The sequence below is a fragment of the Paenibacillus aceti genome, from assembly GCF_003614185.1.
GTDB lineage: Bacteria > Bacillota > Bacilli > Paenibacillales > Paenibacillaceae > Fontibacillus > Fontibacillus aceti.
Genome location: NZ_KZ987724.1, coordinates 4,357,482 through 4,380,365 on the forward strand (window position 1 = coordinate 4,357,482; position 22,884 = coordinate 4,380,365).

A 22,884-nucleotide genomic window follows, 5' to 3' on the forward strand; every position below is an offset into this window, starting at 1 on the left:
TAAGGCTGGGCTGTGATGGGGAGGGAAAATTTACAGTACCGAAGGTCATGATCTCACACTGCCAAGAAAAGCCTCTAGCCAGGTGAAGGTGCCCGTACCGCAAACCGACACAGGTAGGCGAGAAGAGAATTCTAAGGCGCGCGGAAGAACTCTCGTTAAGGAACTCGGCAAAATGACCCCGTAACTTCGGGAGAAGGGGTGCCCCGGTAGTGTGAATAGCACGAGGGGGCCGCAGTGAAAAGGCCCAAGCGACTGTTTAGCAAAAACACAGGTCTGTGCGAAGCCGCAAGGCGAAGTATACGGGCTGACGCCTGCCCGGTGCTGGAAGGTTAAGGGGAGTGGTTAGGGGTAACCCGAAGCTATGAACCGAAGCCCCAGTAAACGGCGGCCGTAACTATAACGGTCCTAAGGTAGCGAAATTCCTTGTCAGGTAAATTCTGACCCGCACGAATGGCGTAACGACTTGGGCGCTGTCTCAACGAGAGATCCGGTGAAATTTTAATACCTGTGAAGATGCAGGTTACCCGCGACAAGACGGAAAGACCCCATGGAGCTTTACTGCAGCTTGATATTGGACTTTGATACGATTTGTACAGGATAGGTGGGAGCCTAGGAAGCCGGAGCGCCAGCTTCGGTGGAGGCGCCGTTGGGATACCACCCTGATCGTGTCGGAGTTCTAACCTAGTACCGTGACCCGGTACGGGGACAGTGTCAGGCGGGCAGTTTGACTGGGGCGGTCGCCTCCTAAAGAGTAACGGAGGCGCCCCAAGGTTCCCTCAGAATGGTTGGAAATCATTCGCAGAGTGCAAAGGCAAAAGGGAGCTTGACTGCGAGACTGACAAGTCGAGCAGGGACGAAAGTCGGGCTTAGTGATCCGGTGGTACCGCATGGAAGGGCCATCGCTCAACGGATAAAAGCTACCCTGGGGATAACAGGCTTATCTCCCCCAAGAGTCCACATCGACGGGGAGGTTTGGCACCTCGATGTCGGCTCATCGCATCCTGGGGCTGAAGTAGGTCCCAAGGGTTGGGCTGTTCGCCCATTAAAGCGGTACGCGAGCTGGGTTCAGAACGTCGTGAGACAGTTCGGTCCCTATCTGTCGTGGGCGTAGGAAATTTGAGAGGAGCTGTCCTTAGTACGAGAGGACCGGGATGGACGCACCGCTGGTGCACCAGTTGTTCCGCCAGGAGCATAGCTGGGTAGCTAAGTGCGGAAGGGATAAGCGCTGAAAGCATCTAAGCGTGAAGCCCCCCTCAAGATGAGATTTCCCAACTAGTAAGACCCCTTGAAGACGACGAGGTTGATAGGCCTGAGGTGGAAGTGCAGCAATGTATGGAGCTGACAGGTACTAATCGGTCGAGGGCTTATCCAAAAAACATCTAAATGCAAATGAAGTTTCGTATCCAGTTTTCAGGTGATCAAACATCTGAATGATTTTGAAGCGAGCTGTGATTCATAGCCAGCACAAAATCCCGTTTGGTGGCGATAGCGGAGGGGTTCCACACGTACCCATCCCGAACACGACCGTTAAGCCCTCTAGCGCCGATGGTACTTGGACCGAAGGGTCCTGGGAGAGTAGGAAGCTGCCAAGCGACAAGAGCCACTGCCGATAATCCGGTGGTGGTTCTTTTTGGTTGTCTCGTAACAGAAACGAGTAACGTTATTCTGGCCCCTATAGTAGCTTGAAGTCCAGATGTAGCTCAAGTAGCGATAAAGCTGCGACTAGAACGGAATTAGCCTTTTTTTGGAGTAAATAGCGGTCTGTTGTTTCGTTAGAGTCAAATCCCCGGCTGTATCCTCTAAAAGCCTGCAAAAATGCAGGAATTCCCCAATCTCCAATCTTAACTTTGCCCAAACGTGCTTACTCTCGGAGAAAGTGAATCGACGGAGGATCTTGGTTCGCATATCACAATAAAGATCCTTAGCTTTAAGCGGCCTTTTTTGTGAGACAGATACTATTCTGCACATAATACCTTGACTGTCATAGTAATGTGATATATATTGTATCTGAGGAGGTGATCCTTACATGAGTGAGAAAATGACGTCGGATTTGCTTCGCGGACACACGGATACGATCATACTTAACTTGCTCTTAAGCGGGGATAAATATGGGTATGAAATAACGAAGCTGATTTTTAAGAATTCCAATGAGCAATATGAACTGAAGGAAGCGACGATGTACTCCAGTCTGAAGCGATTAGAGCAGGACGGGGCGATTACTTCATACTGGGGAGAAGGCTCTCAAGGCGGACGGAGGAAGTATTACCATATTACTGATCGAGGCATACAGATCTATACAGAGAACAAGCATAATTGGGAATATGCGAAGTCAATTATTGATCGATTGATATAGAAAGGATGATTGGAAATGGATCAACAACTGCGTGATCATTTGAATACATTGTTTACTCCTTATGCCAATAGGGAGATGGTGGGAGAACTGAAGGAAGAGCTCTTCGTCAACTTGCAAGAGAAATATTCTGATTTGAAGTCGCAGGGGCTGGATGATCTAACAGCTTTTCAGAAGACGATCGCATCAATCGGCGATATTCAAGAAATATTAGATGGATCGGCGCCGCCGCTTGTGCATATGGATTTCTCCATGAAGAATCTCGCACAGGGAGATTTCAAGGATGTGGCTGTACTGGATGGGAAGTTCAACAGCAGCAATCTGCGAAAGGCTGACTTTAGCGGATCTAACTTAGTGAACAGCTCTTTTAAATCAAGTGATTGTCAGGAAGCCAACTTTGTTGGCGCGAATTTAAGCGGTGCGCTATTTAAAGGCACAAGCTTGAAGAGTGCTGACTTCCGCGAAAGTATCCTGGATAAGACCGAGTTCCGCAACAGCGATCTGAATCATGCAAACTTCGATTATCAGGTGCTCAAGGGGACTGTCTTCCAATACTGCTCTATGAAGCGTACCTCTTTCCGTGGAGCTACCTTTCATCAGGTTACTTTTCAATGCCAGCTGAAGCATACTGATTTTACGGGGGCGATTATGGATAAGCTCACATATGCTCTTTTGAAAGGCAGCAAAGCAGATCTCTCCAATGTGACAGTACGTTAAAAATTGACATTCACAGTTTATACGATAAAATCTAAGCAGAAGATTTCATCATAAATTTTACATCACCGTATCGAATGCGGTGATTTTTTCGTTTATTACTATGTAGGCTCTGTAATCGAGCAAGATAGGTCCTGAAAGATCATCAAACGGTGAGGAAGGTGTGGAGCGAGTGCGTCGAGGAATTGCGATGGAACGGGATCAGAAGGTTGAGGCTAAGGAAGCCTTTCCCGAGTGGATACAGGAGCATCAACAGGCACTGCAGAAATACTGCCGTTCTCTGACCGGCTCGGTCTGGGAAGGGGATGATCTTGCTCAGGAGACCTGGATGAAGGTATGGGCATATGTGCAGGTAAGATCAGCGGCACAACAGACCGATATATCGCGGGCTTTTCTATACCGCACGGCTCGAAATGCTTGGATTGACCAAGGGCGAAGAAAACGATTGGATATGGTCTCGATGCCGATGGAGCCGGAACAAATGCAAATGAATGGCTATCCGCGAGAAGACTCGTACCAGCCGCCTTATGATCATTCTGCTCTTCATCACATCATGGAGCGCTTGATCCAGGGATTCACCCCGGAGCAGAGAACGGTCTTCTTATTGATTGACGGTCTCAAGTTCACATCCAGAGAGGTATCGGGGATGCTGAATATGACAGAAGGCGCAGTAAAAGCTCTGCTGCATCGTTCCCGTGTTAAATTAAGAGCGCTGAAGCCCCTAGTGACCCCTGTGAGCCAAGATGATCCAAAGGGACCAACAAAGGGACCGCACCGTCCCTATCCTGCCTTACAGGTGGATGAGAGCACTGTCTATGCCTATATCAAGGCCTTCAGTGAACAGGATGCGCTCGCCTTGCTCCAGCTGATGAATGAAGGGAGCCATGACGTTCTTCCGGCTATTCAATATGTGCATAATGAGAATTCTAGCCAGGCGAACTCTGCTGAGATGAAGGCGACCGGATTGCTGAGCCATTATGACTTTATGTGCAGCATGGTGGCGTAAATATTGCTGGAGTTTCAGTGCGCGGTGTTTCGCCATATGAAGGCGGTCGACTACAGTGCGAGTCATGCAGGCATCACCTCTCCCCTCGAGAGGATTCCGCGGAATAATAAAGGAGGTCATTTAACATGAGTACAGTAATCCCCTATGTCATAGACCAGACAGCTCATGGCGAGCGGTCGTATGATATTTACTCCAGGCTGCTTAAGGATCGGATCATTTTCCTGGGCTCGGAGATTAATGATACAGTAGCGAATAGTATTGTGGCACAATTGCTATTTCTGGCGGCAGAGGACTCGGAGAAGGACATCTATTTCTATATAAATAGTCCTGGCGGATCGACTTCGGCGGGCTTCGCCATCTATGATACGATGCAGTATGTGAAGCCGGATGTGCAGACGATTTGCTCGGGAATGGCAGCTTCTTATGCAGCCATACTACTGTTAGCCGGAACCAAAGGAAAGAGGTTCGCGCTTCCGAACAGCGAGGTCATGATTCATCAGCCTCATGGAGGCGTACAGGGCCAGGCCAGCGACATAGCGATCAGTGCTAAGCGGATTATTAACATTCGTAGTCGGCTCAATCAAATCGCAGCAGAGCATACCGGACAGCCGCTGGAGCGGATCGAGAAGGATATGGACCGTGACTTCTTCATGACCGCAGAGGAAGCGAAAAGCTACGGGATTATAGACGATATTATTCAAGCACCGCAGAAATAAAAAAGCGCAACATCCTCAAAGAGGGGCTGTCTTAAAAGTCGGATTCTGACTTGAAGACGCCCTTTTTTAGTTTAAACATCGATATCTCTAATTTTGGAGTTATTGTGCGGAAAGGTTCTCTAATGCAGAATCAAATTGGAAGGTTTAGGGCAGTATTATGATCATAAAATGTTCAAATTTAACGATTCTGTGCACTGCTCGTGGACATGCGTATTTACTGGGTAGCCTAAGCCTTATTCCTGATACATTTTCTTGACAGCCTATAGGCGCTTTGCTAAGATTGCAATTAATATATTTTCGTAAGTACGAATTGGCCTTGATTTATAAGGGAATCCGTCGAATGGTAGCTCAAACTAAAGGAGGAAATTTCAAGGTGTGGGAGAGTAAATTTAACAAGGAAGGCTTAACATTTGATGACGTACTACTAATCCCTCGCAAGTCGGAAACATTGCCTAAGGAAGTGGATGTGTCGGCAAGACTTAGCGATAAGGTGAAGTTGAACGTGCCTTTGATCAGTGCAGGCATGGATACGGTCACTGAATCGGCTCTGGCAATTGCGATCGCACGCGAAGGTGGTATTGGTATTATTCATAAAAATATGCCGGTGGAGCAGCAGGCAGAGGAAGTAGATCGGGTGAAACGTTCGGAAAGTGGTGTTATTACGAACCCGTTCTCGCTGACAGCTGGCCATCTTGTCTCCGATGCAGAGGCTGTGATGAGTAAGTTCCGAATTTCCGGTGTACCGATTGTGGATGAAGAGCATAAGCTTGTTGGGATTTTAACGAACCGTGACTTGCGCTTCGTGCATGACTATAGCATTAAAATTAGTGAAGTCATGACCCACGAGAACCTGGTTACCGCACCTGTCGGCACGACCCTCCAAGAGGCAGAGGTTACTCTGCAGAAGCATAAGATTGAGAAGCTTCCATTGGTCGATGACAATAATGTTCTTAAAGGTCTTATTACTATTAAAGATATCGAGAAAGCTATCCAATTTCCGAATGCAGCGAAGGATTCTCAAGGCAGATTGCTAGTAGGCGCGGCTGTAGGGATTTCCAAAGATATGTTCGAACGGACGGAAGCATTGGTTAATGCCGGTGTTGATGCGATCGTGCTCGACTCTGCACATGGTCATCACATTAACATCCTCGAAGCGGTGGCTTCCCTCCGCAAGGAATATCCAGAGCTGACCATCATCGCTGGGAATGTGGCTACCGGTGAAGCGACCCGTGCCTTGATCGAAGCAGGCGCTTCTGTCGTTAAGGTCGGAATCGGACCAGGTTCCATCTGTACGACCCGGGTCATTGCCGGAATCGGTGTACCGCAAATTACAGCGATCTATGACTGTGCGACAGTGGCTCGTGAGTATGGTATTCCGATCATTGCCGATGGCGGTATCAAATACTCTGGTGAGATCACCAAGGCGCTTGCTGCAGGTGGACATGCCGTGATGCTGGGCAGCATGTTCGCAGGTACAGAAGAGAGCCCTGGCGACTCTGAGATTTACCAAGGACGCCGTTACAAAGTGTACAGAGGCATGGGTTCTTTGGCTGCGATGAAGCAAGGCAGCAAGGACCGTTACTTCCAGGATGACGACAAGAAGCTGGTACCGGAAGGAATCGAGGGCCGTGTAGCTTATAAGGGGCCGCTTGCGGATACAATCCATCAATTGATCGGCGGTCTTCGTTCAGGGATGGGCTACTGCGGTGTCAAGAATCTGGAAGAGCTTCGTAACGATACGGAATTCGTACGGATCACAGGCGCAGGACTTCGTGAGAGTCACCCACACGACATCCAAATTACGAAGGAAGCACCTAACTATTCCATTAGCTAATAGACCGGAAATACCCGATTATAGGCAGGCTTGGCGGAAATCGCTGGGCCTGTCTTTTTTTGCGGGGTACCCTGTGATAGAATAGATTAAGCAATAATCGAGATGATGAGGGGAGCTTAAGGGACATTGAAACTGAAAAGAAAACAACGTGCAATTTCGACTTCCAAACAACCTGTGAAACCGCATTTTATTCGTAAAAGTGCTGCTTCTATATTAGTTTTAAATATGTTGTGCTTCTCTCTAGTTCCAGCGATGGCGCTGGCTGAGGGCGGACAGACACAAACACAGCAAACAACGCAGAAGGATTCTGCTACGACGAAATCTACGGCTCCTGCAAAGGCGTCTGCACTGCCATCTGTGGAATCTCTCGACTTGAAAGTAGACTCAGCGATCCTGATGGATGCTGCGACAGGTCAAATTCTGCTTAATGTAAATGGAGACGAGGCGCTTCCGCCAGCTAGTATGACGAAGATGATGTCTGAATATATCGTGGCGGAGTATGTGAAGCAGGGCAAGATTAGCTGGGATGATGTCGTAGAAACGAAGAAGAATGCTTCTTTAACCAAAGGCTCGAGAATTTTTCTGGCCGAAGGGGATAAACATACTGTAAAAGAGTTATATGCAGCGATGGCGATTGGTTCGGCCAATGATGCAACGGTAGCTCTGGCAGAATATGTCGCTGGATCTGAGCAGGAGTTCGTACAATTAATGAATGATGAGGCTCAGCGTATGGGCATGACAACTGCACATTTCGCCAATTCCACAGGCCTTGATATCAAGGATATGCCGGAAGAATTCCGGACACCTGGCGATCAGGAGACGGTGATGTCGGCGAAGGATGCGGCCATTCTGGCTAGATATATCGTGACGGATCATCCTGATTTTAATGAATTCACTTCATTGCAAACCTTCCAATTTAGGGAGCGTGATAAGACACCGATTGTCAATCTGAATTGGATGCTTGAAGCGAATAAGAATGTTACGAACTTCAAGAAATATGCCTATGAAGGCTTGGATGGTCTGAAGACGGGGCACACGCAAAATGCGGGTAACTGTTTCACAGGTACCGCTATCCGTGACGGACGCCGCTTGATTAGTGTCGTCATGGGTACCGCCACCGACAAAGCCCGCTTCGTAGAGACGCGCAAGGTGCTGGATTATGGCTTTGATAACTTTGAGACGAAGCAAATTGTCGCTCCTAATGCGACGGTCACTGGATCAGAGACGATTACGGTGAAGAAAGCCAAGAACACCGAAGTTCCGCTGATCAGCAGCCAAGAGGTTGCCTTCGTTGTTCCGAAGGGAACAGATGCTAGCAAGGTTGAGGCGAAGGTGACAATGACGCCGGAGAGCGCTTCGCTTAAAGCCCCACTTCCTAAGGGGACGAAGGTAGGCTCCGTTACTTACAGTCTGAAACCGGATGGCATGAATCAGACGCTGGAGAAGACCGTTGATCTGGTTACGGCACAGGATGCAGAGAAGGCGAACTGGTTCAAGTTGTTCATGCGTGCTATAGGTGATTTCTTCAGCGATTTATTTAATGGGATCAAGAATTTATTTTAAAATAGGAATGAATTCCGAGTAAATGGGTTGTATATTTATGGCGACTGATGTAAAATAACAAGTTAGATTATTATCGGGAGGCGTGAATTATGGAGACTGGAACATCGAGAGTTAAAAGAGGTATGGCTGAGATGCAAAAGGGCGGCGTCATCATGGACGTCATGAACGCTGAGCAAGCCAAGGTTGCTGAAGCAGCTGGCGCAACTGCCGTTATGGCTTTGGAGCGGGTTCCTTCCGATATTCGTGCAGCCGGCGGCGTTGCCCGTATGGCTGATCCGACCATTGTTGAAGAAGTTATGAAGGTCGTATCTATTCCCGTGATGGCCAAGGCTCGGATCGGTCATTATGTCGAGGCTAAAGTTTTAGAGTCACTTGGGGTAGACTATCTGGATGAGAGTGAAGTTCTTACTCCGGCAGATGAAGTATTCCATATCGACAAGCGTGATTTCACCGTTCCATTTGTGTGCGGAGCGAAGGATTTGGGTGAAGCGCTGCGCCGGATCAGTGAAGGCGCATCGATGATCCGTACGAAGGGCGAACCAGGTACTGGTAACATTGTCGAAGCCGTTCGTCATATGCGTCTGATCAACAGCCAAATCCGCAAAGTACAGAACATGTCTAAGGACGAGCTGTATGCTGAAGCCAAGAATCTGGGAGTAGCTTATGACCTGTTGCTTGAGGTTCATGAAGCTGGCAAGCTTCCGGTTGTTAACTTCGCGGCTGGTGGAGTGGCCACTCCTGCGGATGCTGCTCTCATGATGCATCTTGGGGCAGATGGTGTGTTCGTCGGCTCCGGGATCTTCAAATCGGAGAATCCTGAGAAATTTGCCCGTGCGATTGTAGAAGCGACTACCCATTACACGGATTACAAATTGATCGCTGAAGTATCCAAAAATTTGGGTACGCCAATGAAGGGGATTGAAATCTCGAAATTATCCGCCGCTGAGCGTATGTCTGATCGCGGCTGGTAAGATGCAAGAAGAGGATAGACGCGGTTCTCATCAAGAATCGCGTCTATAGTCGATAGTTGTATAGAGAAAGAAGGTTTGGCCATGAAGGTAGGAGTATTGGCACTACAAGGTGCTGTATCGGAGCATATTCGCAGCATTGAGCTCGCGGGAGCAGAAGGTGTTGCTGTTAAGCACTCTGAGCAGCTTGAAGAACTGGATGGATTAATTATTCCAGGCGGCGAGAGTACGACAATCGGTAAATTGATGCGCAAGTATGGATTTATTGAAGCTATTCGGGCGTTCTCGGCGCAAGGTAAGCCGGTATTTGGCACTTGTGCCGGACTGATCGTAATGGCCAAAGAAATTGAAGGCGAAGAAGAAGCGCATCTCGGGTTGATGGATATGAAGGTCTCCCGCAATGCCTTTGGACGCCAGCGTGAGAGCTTCGAGACGGATCTTGATGTTAAGGGACTTCAAGAGCCACTTCGAGCGGTATTTATTCGCGCACCCTTAATTACCGAAGTGGGAGAAAATGTAGATATTCTGTCGACCTACAATGATGAAATTGTAGCAGCCCGGCAAGGAAATCTGCTCGTTTCTTCCTTCCATCCGGAATTGACGGATGATTATTCCCTGCACACTTATTTTACAGAGATGATTAAGACTACCCAGGCGGCCGTACAATAATGCTCTGATAGTAAAGACGCCTTGACTCCTTCCAAGGGTTAAGGTTGTTTTTTTGATCGATTCTTGTCTTTTAAGCGATCCCGGCGTGTATTGTTCAGCTAATAAATCGGCACGGCTGCTACGGGATGATTCTAGGAGGGACTATCCATGTTAGATGTTAAAATTTTGAGAAATGACTACGCTCGTGTCGAACAAGCACTTCAGAACCGGGGCAAATCCCTGGATATGATTGCGGGATTTTTACCGCTCGATGAGAAGCGTCGGGAATTGCTGCAAGAGAGTGAATCCTTGAAGAACCGTCGTAACACCGTGTCGGCAGAGGTTGCAAAGCGGAAGAAGAATAAAGAGGATGCGGACGAGCTGATCGCGGAAATGCGTGAGGTTGGAGATCGGATCAAGGCTCTGGATGAAGAAATTCGTGAGCTTGAAGAGAAGATCGATAACTTGATGATGAGCATTCCTAACATTCCTCATGAAAGCGTTCCGATCGGGGCATCTGAGGATGATAATGTGGAGGTGCGCCGCTGGAGCGAGCCTCGTGCATTTGACTTTGAACCGAAGCCGCATTGGGATATCGCTACGGATCTCGATATTCTGGATTTCGAAGCCGGTGCGAAGGTAACAGGTTCGCGCTTTACCTTCTACAAAGGACTTGGAGCCCGGTTAGAGCGTGCTCTAATCAACTTCATGATGGATCTGCACAGTAATGAGCATGGCTATGTGGAGATGCTACCTCCATATATCGTGAATCGCGATAGCCTGTTTGGTACAGGACAGCTGCCGAAGTTTGAAGAGGATGTGTTCAAGCTGACCGCAGAGGGTTATTATTTGATTCCGACGGCAGAGGTTCCGGTTACGAATTACCATCGTGAAGAGATCTTGAATGGAGAGGATCTGCCTAAGAAATATATCGCGTACAGCGCATGCTTCCGCTCCGAAGCGGGCGCAGCTGGTCGGGATACGCGCGGCTTGATCCGCCAGCATCAATTCAACAAGGTTGAGATGATCAAGGTCGTTCATCCAGAGACATCTTATGACGAGCTGGAGCAGATGACAGCGAATGCAGAGCGTGTGCTGCAGCTGCTTAACCTGCCATATCGCGTCCTGGCCCTCTGTACGGCGGATCTTGGCTTCACTGCTGCCAAGACCTATGATCTTGAGGTATGGCTGCCACAGAGCAATATGTACCGTGAGATTTCCTCCTGCTCGAACGTAGAGGACTTCCAGGCGCGCCGGGCTAACATCCGTTTCCGTCCTGAACCGAAGGCGAAGCCGGAATTCGCCCACACCCTGAATGGCTCTGGATTGGCTGTAGGACGCACAGTAGCGGCTATTCTGGAGAATTATCAGCAAGCGGATGGCAGTGTCGTGATTCCGGAAGTGCTTCGTCCGTACATGGGCGGCGTGGAGAGAATAACCAACAAAAAATAGCTTGATCAAGCTCTAAATTTATGTTAGAATCTGATTTGTTACGCGAATCAGATTCATACTTGGAGAGGTACCGAAGCGGTCATAACGGGGCGGTCTTGAAAACCGTTAGAGTGCAAGCTCACGTGGGTTCGAATCCCACCCTCTCCGCCATACTAATGACAGTTGACCTTGGTGATTACAAGGTTATATATACGGAAATACATGACGATGAGGATCGAAGGGTCCTCATTTTGTTGTATAAAGAGGCCCGTTTCTTCACAAGTTACAGGAGAGGCATAATATCAAGATAACTGGAGGAGCTAGACCTATGACCAAGCCTAAAGGATACACGACCCCAGGGACGCAGACGGAGCAGAATGAGCGTCGTCGTATAGAAGAGAGGGAGCATGATGGTCCAGAGCCGCTCTCCGGCTCCAAGAAGGTGAAGAACCGCAACCATGTCAGCCATCATAATCCACAGGGATAACGAGGATGACCCCAAAAAAACCGGCAATTTTTTGCCGGTTTTTTTGTTCTCCATTTGAAATATGCAAGACATGAGACAAAGAAAATGTCATAATATAAATAGGCTTTTGACCCTGTGAAATTAGAAAGGAATGTGATGCGTTTGAACTCTCTAAACCTCGATGCGATCTCTGAGAAGGCGGAATCTCAGTCGATAAGGCAGCATAAGCAGAGATCGGTGGGCAATATTCTAATGAGATCCGTCTTCATTATCATAGGTGCCATTATCGTCTCGGTAGCGCTGGAGCTATTCTTGGTTCCGAATAAGATTACCGATGGCGGAATAACCGGTATTTCTGTGATGTCCTCTCATTTATTTAAAATACCGCTAGGTGTATTCCTGTTTCTATTTAATCTCCCGTTTCTTATAGTTGGCTATAAGCAGATCGGTAAGACGTTTGCGTTTTCTACTTTACTCGGCATATCAGTCATGTCGCTTGGCACCACCTTACTTCATCCTGTAGCGCCTTTTGTAAGTGATACGCTGCTTGCGTTTGTATTCGGCGGCATTTTGCTCGGTTTGGGGACAGGTATCGTGATCCGCTTTGGGGGATCATTAGATGGAACGGAAATTGTCGCTATATTAATTTCGCGCAAGACGCCATTTTCAGTCGGCGAGATTATTATGTTTTTCAATTTCTTCATCCTGCTGAGTGCAGGCTTTGTATTTCGATGGGAAAGTGCACTATTCTCTTTGTTAGCTTATTATATTGCTTACAAATCGATTGATATCGTGGTGGACGGTCTGAATGAATCGAAGTCCGTCTGGATTATTAGTGATCAGATCGATGAGATCGGAGAGGCGATCTTGAACCGCTTAGGCCGGGGCGTTACTTATTTGTCTGGGGAAGGCGGATTTTCAGGAGATCCGAAACGGGTTATATTCTGTGTAATTACTCGCTTGGAAGAAGCGAAGCTTAAGGAAATCGTGAATCATTACGATGAGAATGCTTTTTTGGCTGTAGGAAATATCCATGACGTAAAAGGCGGACGCTTTAAGAAGAAAGCCATTCATTAATGGCTAAGATGGGTTAACAACTCGGTCCGGCCACGTTGGTTAATTATATGTTCAGATAGGCTGGCCGGAATTTGATCCGAGCCAGCCTGTCTGTATAAAATCATTTATGCCGCAGCTTCTTGAAGAATTGCTTAAGCAAGTCGGCGCATTCCTCTTCGAGTATGCCGGCTGTTAATTCTGTGCGGTGATTGAATCTAGGCTCCTGGAGCAGATTCATCAAGGTCCCGCCACAGCCTGCCTTGGGATCGGCGGCTCCATAGATCACATGGGGCACCCGGCATTGTACGATCGCACCAGCACACATGGGACAGGGCTCCAGCGTTACATACAGCCGACAGTGCAAGAGTCGCCAGGCATCGATAGATTCGCTGGCCGCCCGGATGGCGATCATCTCAGCATGGGCTGTTCCGTCTCGTGAGCTTTCCCGCAAATTGTATCCTCGACCTACAATTTCATCCCCACGAACAATAATTGCGCCGATGGGTACTTCTCCAATGGCTTCGGCCTTGCGCGCCTCAGCTATCGCTTCACGCATCCAGTATTCATGAGGATAATTCGATGCAGGGGGTTCGTGAGTGTGAGGTGTTGACATCGCTTGTTCAGCTCCATTTCATAGATGTTCTACTGAATTCTAATCAGTAATTTAAGGTTTTGTCCAACGAACAAATATTCGTTGTTAACATGTTGTGGATAACACTGTTCATAAGTAGCGGTTTATCCCCATTTTTATACACATATTAGACTTTTGAGCTGTGCATATGTTGATAACTTGTTCATAACTCTTATGAAGAGAAAGTAAAAACCGTTGAAATTAGATATTTTTTCTTAATTGTAGGTAAAGGAAATAGGAATTTCAACGTCTTTGCAAAATCTTACAATACGGTTATGATGAGAATAGTATGGTAGCCAGATTTCGACACTAACCTCAACGTCATGCCAAGAGGTGAGAAGATTTTTGTCCATTAAATCTAAATTATCTATAGTTATGTCACTTTTTGCTATAGCTATATTAACGGTTAACATCATCCTTAGTTTCCTGTCTGTTCGTGAGAATCTGCGCCGGGATAGCGAAGCTAATATGATGTTAATCGCTAAGCAAATTGCCTTGGCGGTAGAACAGTCGCGTTCCGTGAATGATTATGTGCGCAGAAGCAATATCGGCAGAGAGGACCAGAACGGAAGCTTCTTTGCCGGAATGCTGGACATGACAAGTCCGGAACGAATTGTACGCGAGTCACTGGGAGCAAATCAAGATCTGTTGGAGATCACTGGTTTCTTCCCTGATGAGTTCAGGGATCGTCATAGCCTCCTATTTGGCTCGTATGAGTATATGAATGATTCGGATATCTTCGAAGCGGTTTTGGAAGTGTCGGAGAAGGGGACGAGTCTGCTGCGGGACAGTTATATTGATGGACAGCGGGTGTTGGAGAGCTTCATCCCGATTCAACCTAATAATCAGCCTCCTTATGTCATCCGGATCATTTCCAGCTACGAGCCGATTTCTGCGGCGGTTACCAAGCAGGTGATTAATGAGATCTTTATCTCCATTATACTGCTGCAAATTGTCGTATTCGCTAGTTATATTATAGCCGGGGAATTGATTCGTCCAATTCAAGTTATATTGAAGAAGGTGAATCAGCTTTCATCCGGGGATTTCAAGATGAGAATTGCGTTCGGACGGAAGGATGAACTCGGTGTATTGGCGCGGCAAATTAATATGATGGCGGATAATCTGGGACATTATACAGAGGAATTGAAGCTTAAGAACGAAGAGAACCAGGTGATTAAAGAACGTCTCGAATCGATCATTAATCAGATGGCTGATGCGATTCATGTAACAGACCTGAACGGCAGGATACTAGAGGTAAATAAAGCATTCGAGAAGCTGTATGGTTGGGAGAGCAGTGAAATTGCCGGCACTGAGCTCGATTTCGTACCTGACTCCTGCAAGGAGGAGAGGGCAGCGTGGCTGAAGCAGCTGGAAGAGGGACGGCCTTACGTCCTTGTTGAGACAACCCGTATATGTAAGGATGGCAGACTGATCAATGTGAGTGTTAGCGTGTCACCTATATTGGATGAGGAGGGGGAGATCGTGTCTATTATTAGCATTTCAAGGGATATGACCGAGCATAATAAAATGGAAGAGCTACTGCGGCGTGCGGAGAAATTACGGACGGTCGGACAGCTGGCGGCGGGCGTAGCGCATGAAATACGCAATCCGTTGACGACACTACGAGGATTTCTGCAATTGCAGCAGCGGACGGGAAATGTAAATGAGACACATACCGATATTATGCTGTCGGAGCTGGAACGGATCAATATGATCGTCAGTGAATTTCTGATACTGGCCAAGCCGCAGGCTGTTCAGTTCGAGACAAGAGATGTCCGTTATACTGTTGGCGATGTGATTTCGCTGCTGGATAGTGAGGCGCACTTACATAATATTGAGTTTGAACACCATTTCTCCTCTTCCCCACTTCTGGTACACTGTGAAGAGAATCAATTGAAGCAGGTCTTCATCAATGTCTTGAAGAATGCGATGGAGGCGATGCCTGGAGGGGGCAAGATCATACTTCAGGTGAGTGAGGAAGGGGATCATAAGGTTGCCATTCGCGTCATTGACCAAGGAGAGGGAATATCGGAGGAACGGCTAGAGAAGCTGGGAGAGCCCTTCTATACAAGCAAAGAGAAAGGGACAGGCCTCGGACTTATGGTCAGTCAGCGTATCATTGAAGGCCATAAGGGAATGTTTGAGATTGATAGCGAACTAGGCAAAGGAACGATCGTGACAATCACTCTTCCACAGATTACGGAAGCGCATGAAGAGGCGGCTACGCCCACTACAGGAGAAATAGCATAACGGGGTGACCATACAATAGTGAGGATCAATAAATTTATCAGTGAGACAGGATATTGCTCCAGACGGGAAGCGGACAAGCTGGTTGAGTCCGGCAAGGTGACGATTAACGGGGAGACGGCCGTGCTGGGAAGCCAGGCGGAGCCGGGAGACGATGTCAGGATCAATGGGATTTCTCTGCAGGAGAAGCCGTCCAAGCAGGTTTATATTGCACTTAACAAGCCTGTTGGCATTACTAGTACAACAGAGCAGCATATCAAGGGCAATATCGTCGATTTTGTCGGGCATGAGGAGCGTATCTTTCCGATCGGACGGCTGGATAAGGACTCGGAAGGGTTAATATTGCTGACCAGCGATGGGGATATCGTGAATAGAATATTGCGGTCCGAAGGCAAGCATGAAAAAGAGTATATTGTGACGGTGAATCGTCCGATTACTCCCTCATTTCTAAAGGCGATGGGGGAAGGAGTGCGGATTCTTGGCACCATGACACTGCCTTGCCGGATTACCCGTATTTCCGATCGGACGTTCCGGATTATTCTTGTTGAAGGCAAGAATCGGCAGATTCGCCGCATGTGCAGCGCTCTCGGATATGAAGTGAAGAAGCTGCAGCGGATTCGCATTATGAATATCCAGCTTGGGTCATTGAAGGTCGGGGCTTGGCGTGATCTAACTGAGGCGGAGAAGATAGAGCTGGGGAAAATGCTGAATTATAAGCTTTAATGAAAATAAAGATGGAGTCCAGAATCAGATGATCTGGCTCCATCTTTATTTGTTATTCATGAGCAGAAGTAACAGCTTGCTTCTGATCAGGATCGATATATTTTCGAATAATCGATACTTCTACACGGCGATTCTGGGCTCTGCCAGATGAAGTATCGTTCGGGGATACAGGATGATATTCACCGTATCCAATCGCACTGAATTTCTTCGGATCCAGATGCGTATTCTGCATCAATATCTTCATGAAGTTCAATGCCCGGGCCGAGCTCAGATCCCAGTTGGAAGGGAACTCCTTATTCGAGATCGGTACATTGTCCGTATGACCTGAGACGATCACCTCATAGTCCGGGAATTCCTCCAGCATGGCGGAGATCGCTTCAGCCAGCTTCCTGGCATCCTGTCGCACTTCGGCTTCACCGGAAGCGAATAATGCCTTGTCACTGATCGTAATCATCAGCTGGGACTGATTGAGCTTCGTATCAAGATCATCCGTCAAGCCGTTCTGTTTGATATAAGTGTCCAATTGCTTCTTGAGCCCTTCCAGATTCTCCTGCTCTCTGCGCTTGAGCTCGCCGACACTGGCTTTGAAATCTTCCGGATTCTTCGGCATCTTGTTGGCGCCACTGGTACTAAATGACCCATCATCGAGAATACCCGTTCCGCCTTCAAATATACTGCCGCCAAGCGCATTGGTAAAGGCGTCACTGACCGCCTTGAACTTCTCTGCATTAACTGAGCTCATTCCGAACAGGACGATGAACATGGCCAGCAGAAGGGTCATAAGGTCAGAATAAGGGAGCAGCCAGCTCTCGTCAGAATGCTCTTCATGCTCCTGATTTCGTTTATTCCGTTTGCGCACCTTCACCCGCCCCCTTTTCTAGTAATTGTCCGCGTTCGGCAGGGGTTAAGAATACAGCAAGCTTTTGTTGAATAGCGATCGTAGATACCCCGGATTGAATAGACAACAGGCCTTCTACCATCATTAGTCGGATCTCTATTTCCTTCTTCGAGAGGCGTTTCAGTTTATTGGCAATCGGATGCCATAATACGTAACCGGTGAATATACCAAACACGGTTGCGATAAATGCGCCTGAGATCGCATGGGACAGTACATCGACGTCATTCATATCTGACAATGCAGCAATCAGACCGACAACGGCACCGAGTACCCCGAGGGTAGGAGCATACATCCCGGCTTGTGAGAAGATCTGAGCCCCTGCTTTATGTCGTTCTTCGGTAGCGGCGATATCCTCGGTCAGGACATCCTGTACAAATTCCTGATCATTGCCGTCAATGATCATCCGCATTCCGTTACGCAAGAAATCATCATTGATTTCTTCTACTTTGGCTTCCAGTGCGAGCAGTCCTTCACGACGGGTAATCGTAGCCCATTCCGTGAACATGGCGATAAGCTCGCCCTTCGTAATAATTTTTTGCTTCACGACCGTCATTTTGAGCAGCTTCGGAAATTTCTTCAGCTCGGCTAGCGGGAACGCCATGAACAGGGTCGCTGCTGTCCCCACGAAGATAATGACAAAGGCCGCGGGGTTAGAGACCAAGCTTTCGACCGGCGCGCCCTTAAGGATCATTCCCCAAATAAGTGCTACGAGTCCAAGAATAAGTCCAATAATCGTTGAGATTTCCATTGCACACCTCGTCCTTGAGATAATTATTCCATAATTCTGCCACCCGCATCCTTGCAGATCGGCATTTCTGATTCTATGGAAATGGCTTATCTTTTTTATCGACAGATTTCCCTTTTTTTTTAAGGGCGATTTTCCGGTATAATGGGACTACGATGGAATATTTGCTAGGATGAAGGGAGAAGAATGACAGTGGGCGTGAAGCATGGAAGAGATTATGAATTTATTTTGGCAGATCTCACGAAGGCGGTAGGCCGTATTTCAGATAGCTATATTTTCTTTGAAATGGAGGCAGCGGAATGGGAGGCGTTGTCTGGGGAAGAGCGGCTAGAGGTGCAGGAGGCGCTGGCGGAGGACTTGTTCTTTGCCCTCGGGACGGAGCCGGTGATTCCGGTGGGCAGCGCGGTAGTGATGTATGATGCGGAACATCATCGGATCAATTTTCTGATCGGTGAGGAAGAATTGGATTTCGTTACATTGATTTAATACTTATTCCCTGATTATGTTTATATAGTAAGTCATGTGTTAATATATTGGATAGCATGATCGGTAAAATAGAAGAATACAATAGAATGAATCTCATGTGCGGATGAGCATGCTTTTTATTGCTCTATAGATTAACCATTATGCGAGAATGGAATCGGATACTTTTCTCAGAACGAACGGGAGGTAGAAATTATAATGCCGTTTACACCGCAGGAAATAGAAGCGCATTTGGAGAAATTGGAAGGATGGGAACTGGAGGAAGGACGATGGATTGTTCGTAAATACATGTTCTCTAATTATATGAAGGGAATCGCTTTTGTCGATGAGGTGGCCGCGATTTCGGAGGCCTTTAATCATCATCCCTTTATCACCATTGACCATAAAACAGTGACGCTTCGGCTAACTTCATGGGAGGAAGGCGGAATAACGGCCGTTGACATCAAAGAGGCGCAGCAATATAACGAAGCTTTTGAGAAAGCCCGCTCTGTAGGTTGACGTTAACTGAGGGGTCGGGCTAAGCTGGTCTGCACTGAAATATGAAGCCGCTTTAACAGAAGAGAACGCCTACCAGGATGAATCCCTGGCAGGCGTTCTTGCTGCATACGGCTATTTCTGCTCCGCAAGCCATAAGGCTACGTTAGCAATCTCTTCGTCCTTGAGCCTATCCTTGAAGGCAGGCATTTGGCCTGTGCCTTTCCTGATGATGCCGTAGAGCTGATCCGATGACATGGTAGCTCCGATTTTCTGTAAATTCGGACCAACTTGACCTTGCAGTTGTTCGCCGTGACAGCTGATGCAATTCGCCTTAAGCGTAGCTTCAGCTTGATCTACGGTGAGTGTGACTTCAGGCATGGTCGGTTTCGCTTCTTTTGCCACTTCATCTTTACCAGGCAGGGTAAAAATCAAAATGATGGCCATAATGCAAGCCACGCCGAGTAATCCGCTCATGATCCATTTCTGCACTTCGAATCGCCCCTTTATGTAAGCTATCCATTCCATTATAACGGAACATTGCACTTGATCATAGCATTTGTGACAAAAAAAGTAATGATAATTTATCTTGTTATTGAAATTATATGCAGATTATCACAGACAGTGACGAGATTAACTGTTATCCGTTCCGTTATCCTCAGGGAGTCCGCGAAATACCATGCAATAATAAGGCTTGGAGATACCGCCGGGCGTCATCTTCTCATACAGGTCGGTAATCACGAAGCCGGATTTCTGATAGGCGCGGATGGCCCGCTTATTCCAGGTCAGCACCTCAAGATCCACTTCATTATCAGGCTTGCGCCGGAGCGCCTCCTCCACGATGGCGATCACAAAGGCTTTCCCGTAGCCATGACCGCATAAATCTGGCCGCATCCCGACTCCAATACGTGTGACTCCTTTGAGTGGGAAGTATTGAGCGAAGCCAGCGAGCTCGCCGTTCTCATCCAATAGGGAGGCGTATTGCTCGGCACGAAGCGTAGGATTGCCGAATTCTACATCAAGCGCTTTCATCTGCTCCCAAGGGAGCCAGCTATATACATCATAGGGAGAGTCGTAACGCCATGTACAGATATCTGCACCATGGTCTTCATCCATAGGTACGATTCGAAATTTTGGAATATACTTTTCCATATTTACGCCTCCTTGCTTATTCCGTGATCGGATGCCTATCTATACCTTACCTTTTTAAACTCACTCTAACGGGAATTTCCTTCCTTGTAAAGGTGTTATGGTAATTTTTGAACAATTTGCTTATTTGGGATGCTTCCGGGATTGGAGATAAAAAAAGCAATTGATCCCCTCCCGGAATCAATTGCATATTCTATAATATAAATGATGATGAATGAATGAAATGAAAGTTAAATGGTTTAACGCTGGAGATTAAGCTTGTGCATACAATGAATAGCTGTTTTGGTTAAGAACTCGTTTGGCGCCGACATAGCGCGCCTTGTAATAGCTGTTGTTCAGGCTATCGATCCTTACGCCCTTGGATGAGGATGAATGAGCGAATTCACCATTGCCAAGGTAGATGCCAACATGAGAGACGCCTTTGCCCGTCGTATTAAAGAAGACGAGATCGCCTGGCTTCAGCTCGCTCTTGCTTACGGCAGAGCCTTGCTTGAATTGGTCTGTAGACACACGGGGCAGATTTACGCCCATTTTCTGATATACATACTTAGTGAAGCCTGAGCAATCGAAGCCGCTTGTACTGATTCCGCCGGTTCTATAAGGTGTACCGTACACGGAGTCAACAACACTGGTTAAGGTGGTGCTTGCAAAAGCACTGCCGGATTGCATTGTGAAGAAGATCGCCAAACTTGCGGCGGCTGCCATGATCGTTTTTCTCAAGATGTAAACTCCTTCCAAGGCCTGCGAGGTTAGCTTGTGGATTCGGTTGAAGGTTCCCTATGGCGCATATCAGCCGCCAATTCACCCTGAATGGTTCCCCCGTTTCCCGGGTGCTGAGGAATTCGGCTGTTCTAAGTTGCTGCACCCATTAGTTAAGATAGTTACAATAAAGATTACAAACTTGTTACTATTACATTGGTCATTCTACCAGAGCTGACCGGCTTTGACAAGCTTGTCGAAAGATTTGGTAGAGAAGTCTATGTTTAAAACCAGGTCTTAATAGGCATAATGGTCTAGCTACACTCGGACAATAAGAAAATCCGCGGTTATGATTTCGATTGAAATCGCCGCGGATTCAGCAGTCGTTATTATTCTACATCGTCGTGATCGGTAACATCTTCGGTAACTTCTTCGTATTTGTCAGAGCTCATTACACGCTTAGCTCCCACGTAACGATCTACATAATATTTCTCGCTTAATTTGCTAATGACTACACCTTTGGAAGAAGAGGCGTGTGCGAACTTGCCATCACCTACATAGACACCAACATGGGATACGCCCTTGCCTGAAGTGTTGAAGAACACCAGGTCGCCAGCGATCAGATTGTCTTTGTCTACGGCTTCGCCCATCTTGTATTGGGAGCTTGATTGGTGAGGAAGCTTAACTCCCATCTTGGAGAATACGTACATTGTAAATCCCGAGCAGTCAAACCCAGAAGTCGATGTACCACCGGACACGTATTTCGTACCTAACGCTCCATCAACAGCAGATTCCAACTTAGAGTCCGCGAAAGCGCTACCAGTTCCGATGGAGAAAAGTAAAGCAACACCAAGAGCTAATGTAGTTATCTGCTTTTTCAAGAAAATACTCCTTCCGATTGCCTACGAGGTTAGCTTAAGGATTCGGTTGAAGGTCCCCTATGATCCCTCTCTAGCGAGATCAATTCACCCAAAGTGGTTCCCCCGTTCCCCTTCAAGGGAATTCGGCCATGATTTCATAAAATAATTGTTATAATTACACTTGCTATTGCTATTACTTGACTAATTATGACAATAATAATTACAAAACTGTTACTGAATTTGTGCTGTTGTTATTGTAACAAGATAAGTATATTTTGGCAATGCCTAATTCACAAGATTCAGAGAGAAAAATGCAGAAAAAGGCCCCCGTTTTTGGCGGAAGCCTTGTCGTATAAGGGATTGCAGTGGTGAAAAAAATTTAACCTTTCTGTGACTTCATTTCCCATAATTGAAATTGAGAGGTTACTTCCCAAACTCGGAAGAAACTCCGTATGAAAGGATAGCTTTGCTGCAGGATGAGAGCCAGGATTCCGGTCCAGATCCATGACACAGAGCCGAAGATAAGGAACAGTGCGAGTACGATCCCGCCGAGAATGAGAGAGATTGCAGCCCCTTGGAGCATATATCGGATGCCTATTAATATAGAGCTCCATACCCCCCGTTTGAAGAGATATCCGAATTGTGCGAACAGAAGGCACTGGTCTATGAACCAGCAATAGAGAAGCCACGCGAGCAAATAGGCGGATATTCTAACGATTATCGATATCTGGATAGCCCCGGAATGCAATAAGTATGGTAACAGGCTCTGTATATGAGGGAGAACCCAGTATAAAGGAAGACTGATCAATATTAGCTCAATGAACAGGAAGATGGAGACGGGCTTCCAGAATTCCCTCATTCCGCGGAATAGGGGGAGCCCGCTCTTGCGTTCTTCTTTTGGCGTCAGACCATACAGGATACCCGCTTGAAGCAGGGGCGTGATGAGCAGCCGGATCAGCGTCATGCCCAGCAGCAACCATAAATAGAAGCGAAAATCCGCGCCATGCTTCAATTCATATTGCCCCTCCAGCAGGAATAGGGGCTGGCTAAGCGGGTTAGGCGGAGGGTCCGGGTATCTGACCAGAACCTCCATCACTACCGAATTCACAAGCCTATATAAAAATAGTCCCCAGAGCAGCTGATACAGAAACAGAATGATGATAGAGGGAAGCTGTTTTTTTACAAGGCTCCAACCACTACGTATATAGATCATACTTTTCCCC

Annotated in this window: 23 protein-coding genes, 1 tRNA gene, 1 rRNA gene, 2 riboswitches and 2 other annotated features; of the genes, 17 read left to right on the forward strand and 8 right to left on the reverse strand. The window is 47.4% G+C overall.

Translation table 11 applies throughout. From position 1 onward, the window contains the following. The first annotated feature begins 139 nt into the window (after positions 1 to 139). Positions 140 to 490: a sequence feature (23S ribosomal RNA rRNA prediction is too short), on the forward strand. Positions 491 to 499: 9 nt separating this feature from the next. After that, positions 500 to 1,360: a sequence feature (23S ribosomal RNA rRNA prediction is too short), on the forward strand. 115 nt (positions 1,361 to 1,475) lie between these two features. The 13 genes from rrf (at position 1,476) to BFJ94_RS19665 (ending at position 12,773) form a co-directional block, all read left to right on the forward strand. Next, positions 1,476 to 1,592, forward strand: a 5S ribosomal RNA gene (rrf, locus tag BFJ94_RS19605). Between the two features lie 434 nt (positions 1,593 to 2,026). Further along, positions 2,027 to 2,353: a PadR family transcriptional regulator gene (locus tag BFJ94_RS19610; RefSeq protein WP_120464162.1), complete on the forward strand. Its 327-nt coding sequence runs from the start codon at positions 2,027 to 2,029 to the stop codon at positions 2,351 to 2,353. A 15-nt stretch (positions 2,354 to 2,368) separates the two neighbouring features. Continuing rightward, the gene (locus BFJ94_RS19615) at positions 2,369 to 3,067 is read left to right on the forward strand and encodes a pentapeptide repeat-containing protein (protein ID WP_120464163.1); all 699 of its coding nucleotides are present in this window, start codon (positions 2,369 to 2,371) and stop codon (positions 3,065 to 3,067) included. 169 nt (positions 3,068 to 3,236) lie between these two features. Further along, positions 3,237 to 4,070: an RNA polymerase sigma factor gene (locus BFJ94_RS19620; RefSeq protein ID WP_120464164.1), complete on the forward strand. Its 834-nt coding sequence runs from the start codon at positions 3,237 to 3,239 to the stop codon at positions 4,068 to 4,070. 125 nt (positions 4,071 to 4,195) lie between these two features. Continuing rightward, positions 4,196 to 4,786, forward strand: a complete 591-nt coding sequence (gene clpP / locus BFJ94_RS19625) for an ATP-dependent Clp endopeptidase proteolytic subunit ClpP (RefSeq protein ID WP_120464165.1) — start codon at positions 4,196 to 4,198, stop codon at positions 4,784 to 4,786. Between the two features lie 373 nt (positions 4,787 to 5,159). Beyond that, positions 5,160 to 6,620, forward strand: coding sequence for an IMP dehydrogenase (guaB, locus tag BFJ94_RS19630; protein ID WP_120464166.1), 1,461 nt, complete (start codon positions 5,160 to 5,162; stop codon positions 6,618 to 6,620). Positions 6,621 to 6,746: 126 nt separating this feature from the next. Continuing rightward, entirely contained in the window at positions 6,747 to 8,183 is a 1,437-nt protein-coding gene (locus tag BFJ94_RS19635) for a D-alanyl-D-alanine carboxypeptidase family protein (protein ID WP_439116396.1), read from the forward strand. An 89-nt stretch (positions 8,184 to 8,272) separates the two neighbouring features. Continuing rightward, positions 8,273 to 9,154 carry a pyridoxal 5'-phosphate synthase lyase subunit PdxS gene (gene pdxS / locus BFJ94_RS19640; protein ID WP_120464167.1) on the forward strand — a complete coding sequence of 294 codons (882 nt, stop codon included), beginning with the start codon at positions 8,273 to 8,275 and terminating at the stop codon, positions 9,152 to 9,154. Positions 9,155 to 9,235: 81 nt separating this feature from the next. Continuing rightward, entirely contained in the window at positions 9,236 to 9,820 is a 585-nt protein-coding gene (gene pdxT, locus BFJ94_RS19645) for a pyridoxal 5'-phosphate synthase glutaminase subunit PdxT (protein WP_120464168.1), read from the forward strand. 147 nt (positions 9,821 to 9,967) lie between these two features. Further along, entirely contained in the window at positions 9,968 to 11,251 is a 1,284-nt protein-coding gene (serS, locus tag BFJ94_RS19650) for a serine--tRNA ligase (protein WP_120464169.1), read from the forward strand. Positions 11,252 to 11,312: 61 nt separating this feature from the next. Beyond that, a tRNA-Ser gene (locus BFJ94_RS19655) sits at positions 11,313 to 11,401 on the forward strand. A 157-nt stretch (positions 11,402 to 11,558) separates the two neighbouring features. Then, positions 11,559 to 11,717 carry a small acid-soluble spore protein P gene (locus tag BFJ94_RS19660; protein WP_120464170.1) on the forward strand — a complete coding sequence of 53 codons (159 nt, stop codon included), beginning with the start codon at positions 11,559 to 11,561 and terminating at the stop codon, positions 11,715 to 11,717. Between the two features lie 231 nt (positions 11,718 to 11,948). Then, positions 11,949 to 12,773, forward strand: a complete 825-nt coding sequence (locus BFJ94_RS19665; RefSeq protein ID WP_229717184.1) for a YitT family protein — start codon at positions 11,949 to 11,951, stop codon at positions 12,771 to 12,773. Between the two features lie 100 nt (positions 12,774 to 12,873). Here BFJ94_RS19665 and tadA read toward each other — a convergent pair whose 3' ends face one another. Further along, the gene (gene tadA, locus BFJ94_RS19670) at positions 12,874 to 13,365 is read right to left on the reverse strand and encodes a tRNA adenosine(34) deaminase TadA (RefSeq protein ID WP_120464172.1); all 492 of its coding nucleotides are present in this window, start codon (positions 13,363 to 13,365) and stop codon (positions 12,874 to 12,876) included. 363 nt (positions 13,366 to 13,728) lie between these two features. On the opposite strand from tadA, the gene BFJ94_RS19675 reads away from it, so the two are divergent. After that, the gene (locus tag BFJ94_RS19675) at positions 13,729 to 15,633 is read left to right on the forward strand and encodes a PAS domain S-box protein (RefSeq protein WP_120464173.1); all 1,905 of its coding nucleotides are present in this window, start codon (positions 13,729 to 13,731) and stop codon (positions 15,631 to 15,633) included. 18 nt (positions 15,634 to 15,651) lie between these two features. Further along, positions 15,652 to 16,353: a 23S rRNA pseudouridine(2604) synthase RluF gene (gene rluF, locus BFJ94_RS19680; protein WP_120464174.1), complete on the forward strand. Its 702-nt coding sequence runs from the start codon at positions 15,652 to 15,654 to the stop codon at positions 16,351 to 16,353. Between the two features lie 52 nt (positions 16,354 to 16,405). Here the strand turns inward: rluF and BFJ94_RS19685 are convergent, their stop codons facing one another. Both BFJ94_RS19685 and motA read right to left on the reverse strand, forming a co-directional pair. Further along, the gene (locus BFJ94_RS19685; RefSeq protein WP_120464175.1) at positions 16,406 to 17,212 is read right to left on the reverse strand and encodes a flagellar motor protein MotB; all 807 of its coding nucleotides are present in this window, start codon (positions 17,210 to 17,212) and stop codon (positions 16,406 to 16,408) included. Continuing rightward, on the reverse strand, positions 17,196 to 17,999 hold the full coding sequence (motA, locus tag BFJ94_RS19690) for a flagellar motor stator protein MotA (RefSeq protein ID WP_120464176.1): 804 nt from the start codon (positions 17,997 to 17,999) through the stop codon (positions 17,196 to 17,198). Before motA ends, BFJ94_RS19685 begins: the two co-directional genes overlap by 17 nt. Positions 18,000 to 18,188: 189 nt before the next feature. On the opposite strand from motA, the gene BFJ94_RS19695 reads away from it, so the two are divergent. Both BFJ94_RS19695 and BFJ94_RS19700 read left to right on the forward strand, forming a co-directional pair. Then, positions 18,189 to 18,482, forward strand: a complete 294-nt coding sequence (locus BFJ94_RS19695; protein ID WP_120465328.1) for a hypothetical protein — start codon at positions 18,189 to 18,191, stop codon at positions 18,480 to 18,482. A gap of 195 nt (positions 18,483 to 18,677) precedes the next feature. Beyond that, on the forward strand, positions 18,678 to 18,977 hold the full coding sequence (locus tag BFJ94_RS19700) for a 4a-hydroxytetrahydrobiopterin dehydratase (protein ID WP_120464177.1): 300 nt from the start codon (positions 18,678 to 18,680) through the stop codon (positions 18,975 to 18,977). Positions 18,978 to 19,088: 111 nt separating this feature from the next. Here BFJ94_RS19700 and BFJ94_RS19705 read toward each other — a convergent pair whose 3' ends face one another. From BFJ94_RS19705 to BFJ94_RS19725, 5 genes are all read right to left on the reverse strand, one after another. Continuing rightward, on the reverse strand, positions 19,089 to 19,445 hold the full coding sequence (locus tag BFJ94_RS19705) for a c-type cytochrome (RefSeq protein WP_120464178.1): 357 nt from the start codon (positions 19,443 to 19,445) through the stop codon (positions 19,089 to 19,091). A gap of 141 nt (positions 19,446 to 19,586) precedes the next feature. Further along, the gene (locus BFJ94_RS19710; RefSeq protein ID WP_120464179.1) at positions 19,587 to 20,105 is read right to left on the reverse strand and encodes a GNAT family N-acetyltransferase; all 519 of its coding nucleotides are present in this window, start codon (positions 20,103 to 20,105) and stop codon (positions 19,587 to 19,589) included. Positions 20,106 to 20,354: 249 nt separating this feature from the next. Then, the gene (locus BFJ94_RS19715) at positions 20,355 to 20,822 is read right to left on the reverse strand and encodes a C40 family peptidase (protein ID WP_120464180.1); all 468 of its coding nucleotides are present in this window, start codon (positions 20,820 to 20,822) and stop codon (positions 20,355 to 20,357) included. 3 nt (positions 20,823 to 20,825) lie between these two features. Further along, positions 20,826 to 20,960: riboswitch (cyclic di-AMP (ydaO/yuaA leader) on the reverse strand. Between the two features lie 230 nt (positions 20,961 to 21,190). After that, positions 21,191 to 21,682, reverse strand: a complete 492-nt coding sequence (locus BFJ94_RS19720) for a C40 family peptidase (RefSeq protein WP_120464181.1) — start codon at positions 21,680 to 21,682, stop codon at positions 21,191 to 21,193. Positions 21,683 to 21,684: 2 nt separating this feature from the next. Then, positions 21,685 to 21,820, reverse strand: a riboswitch (cyclic di-AMP (ydaO/yuaA leader). A gap of 220 nt (positions 21,821 to 22,040) precedes the next feature. After that, positions 22,041 to 22,874: a hypothetical protein gene (locus BFJ94_RS19725; RefSeq protein ID WP_120464182.1), complete on the reverse strand. Its 834-nt coding sequence runs from the start codon at positions 22,872 to 22,874 to the stop codon at positions 22,041 to 22,043. Positions 22,875 to 22,884 lie beyond the last annotated feature (10 nt).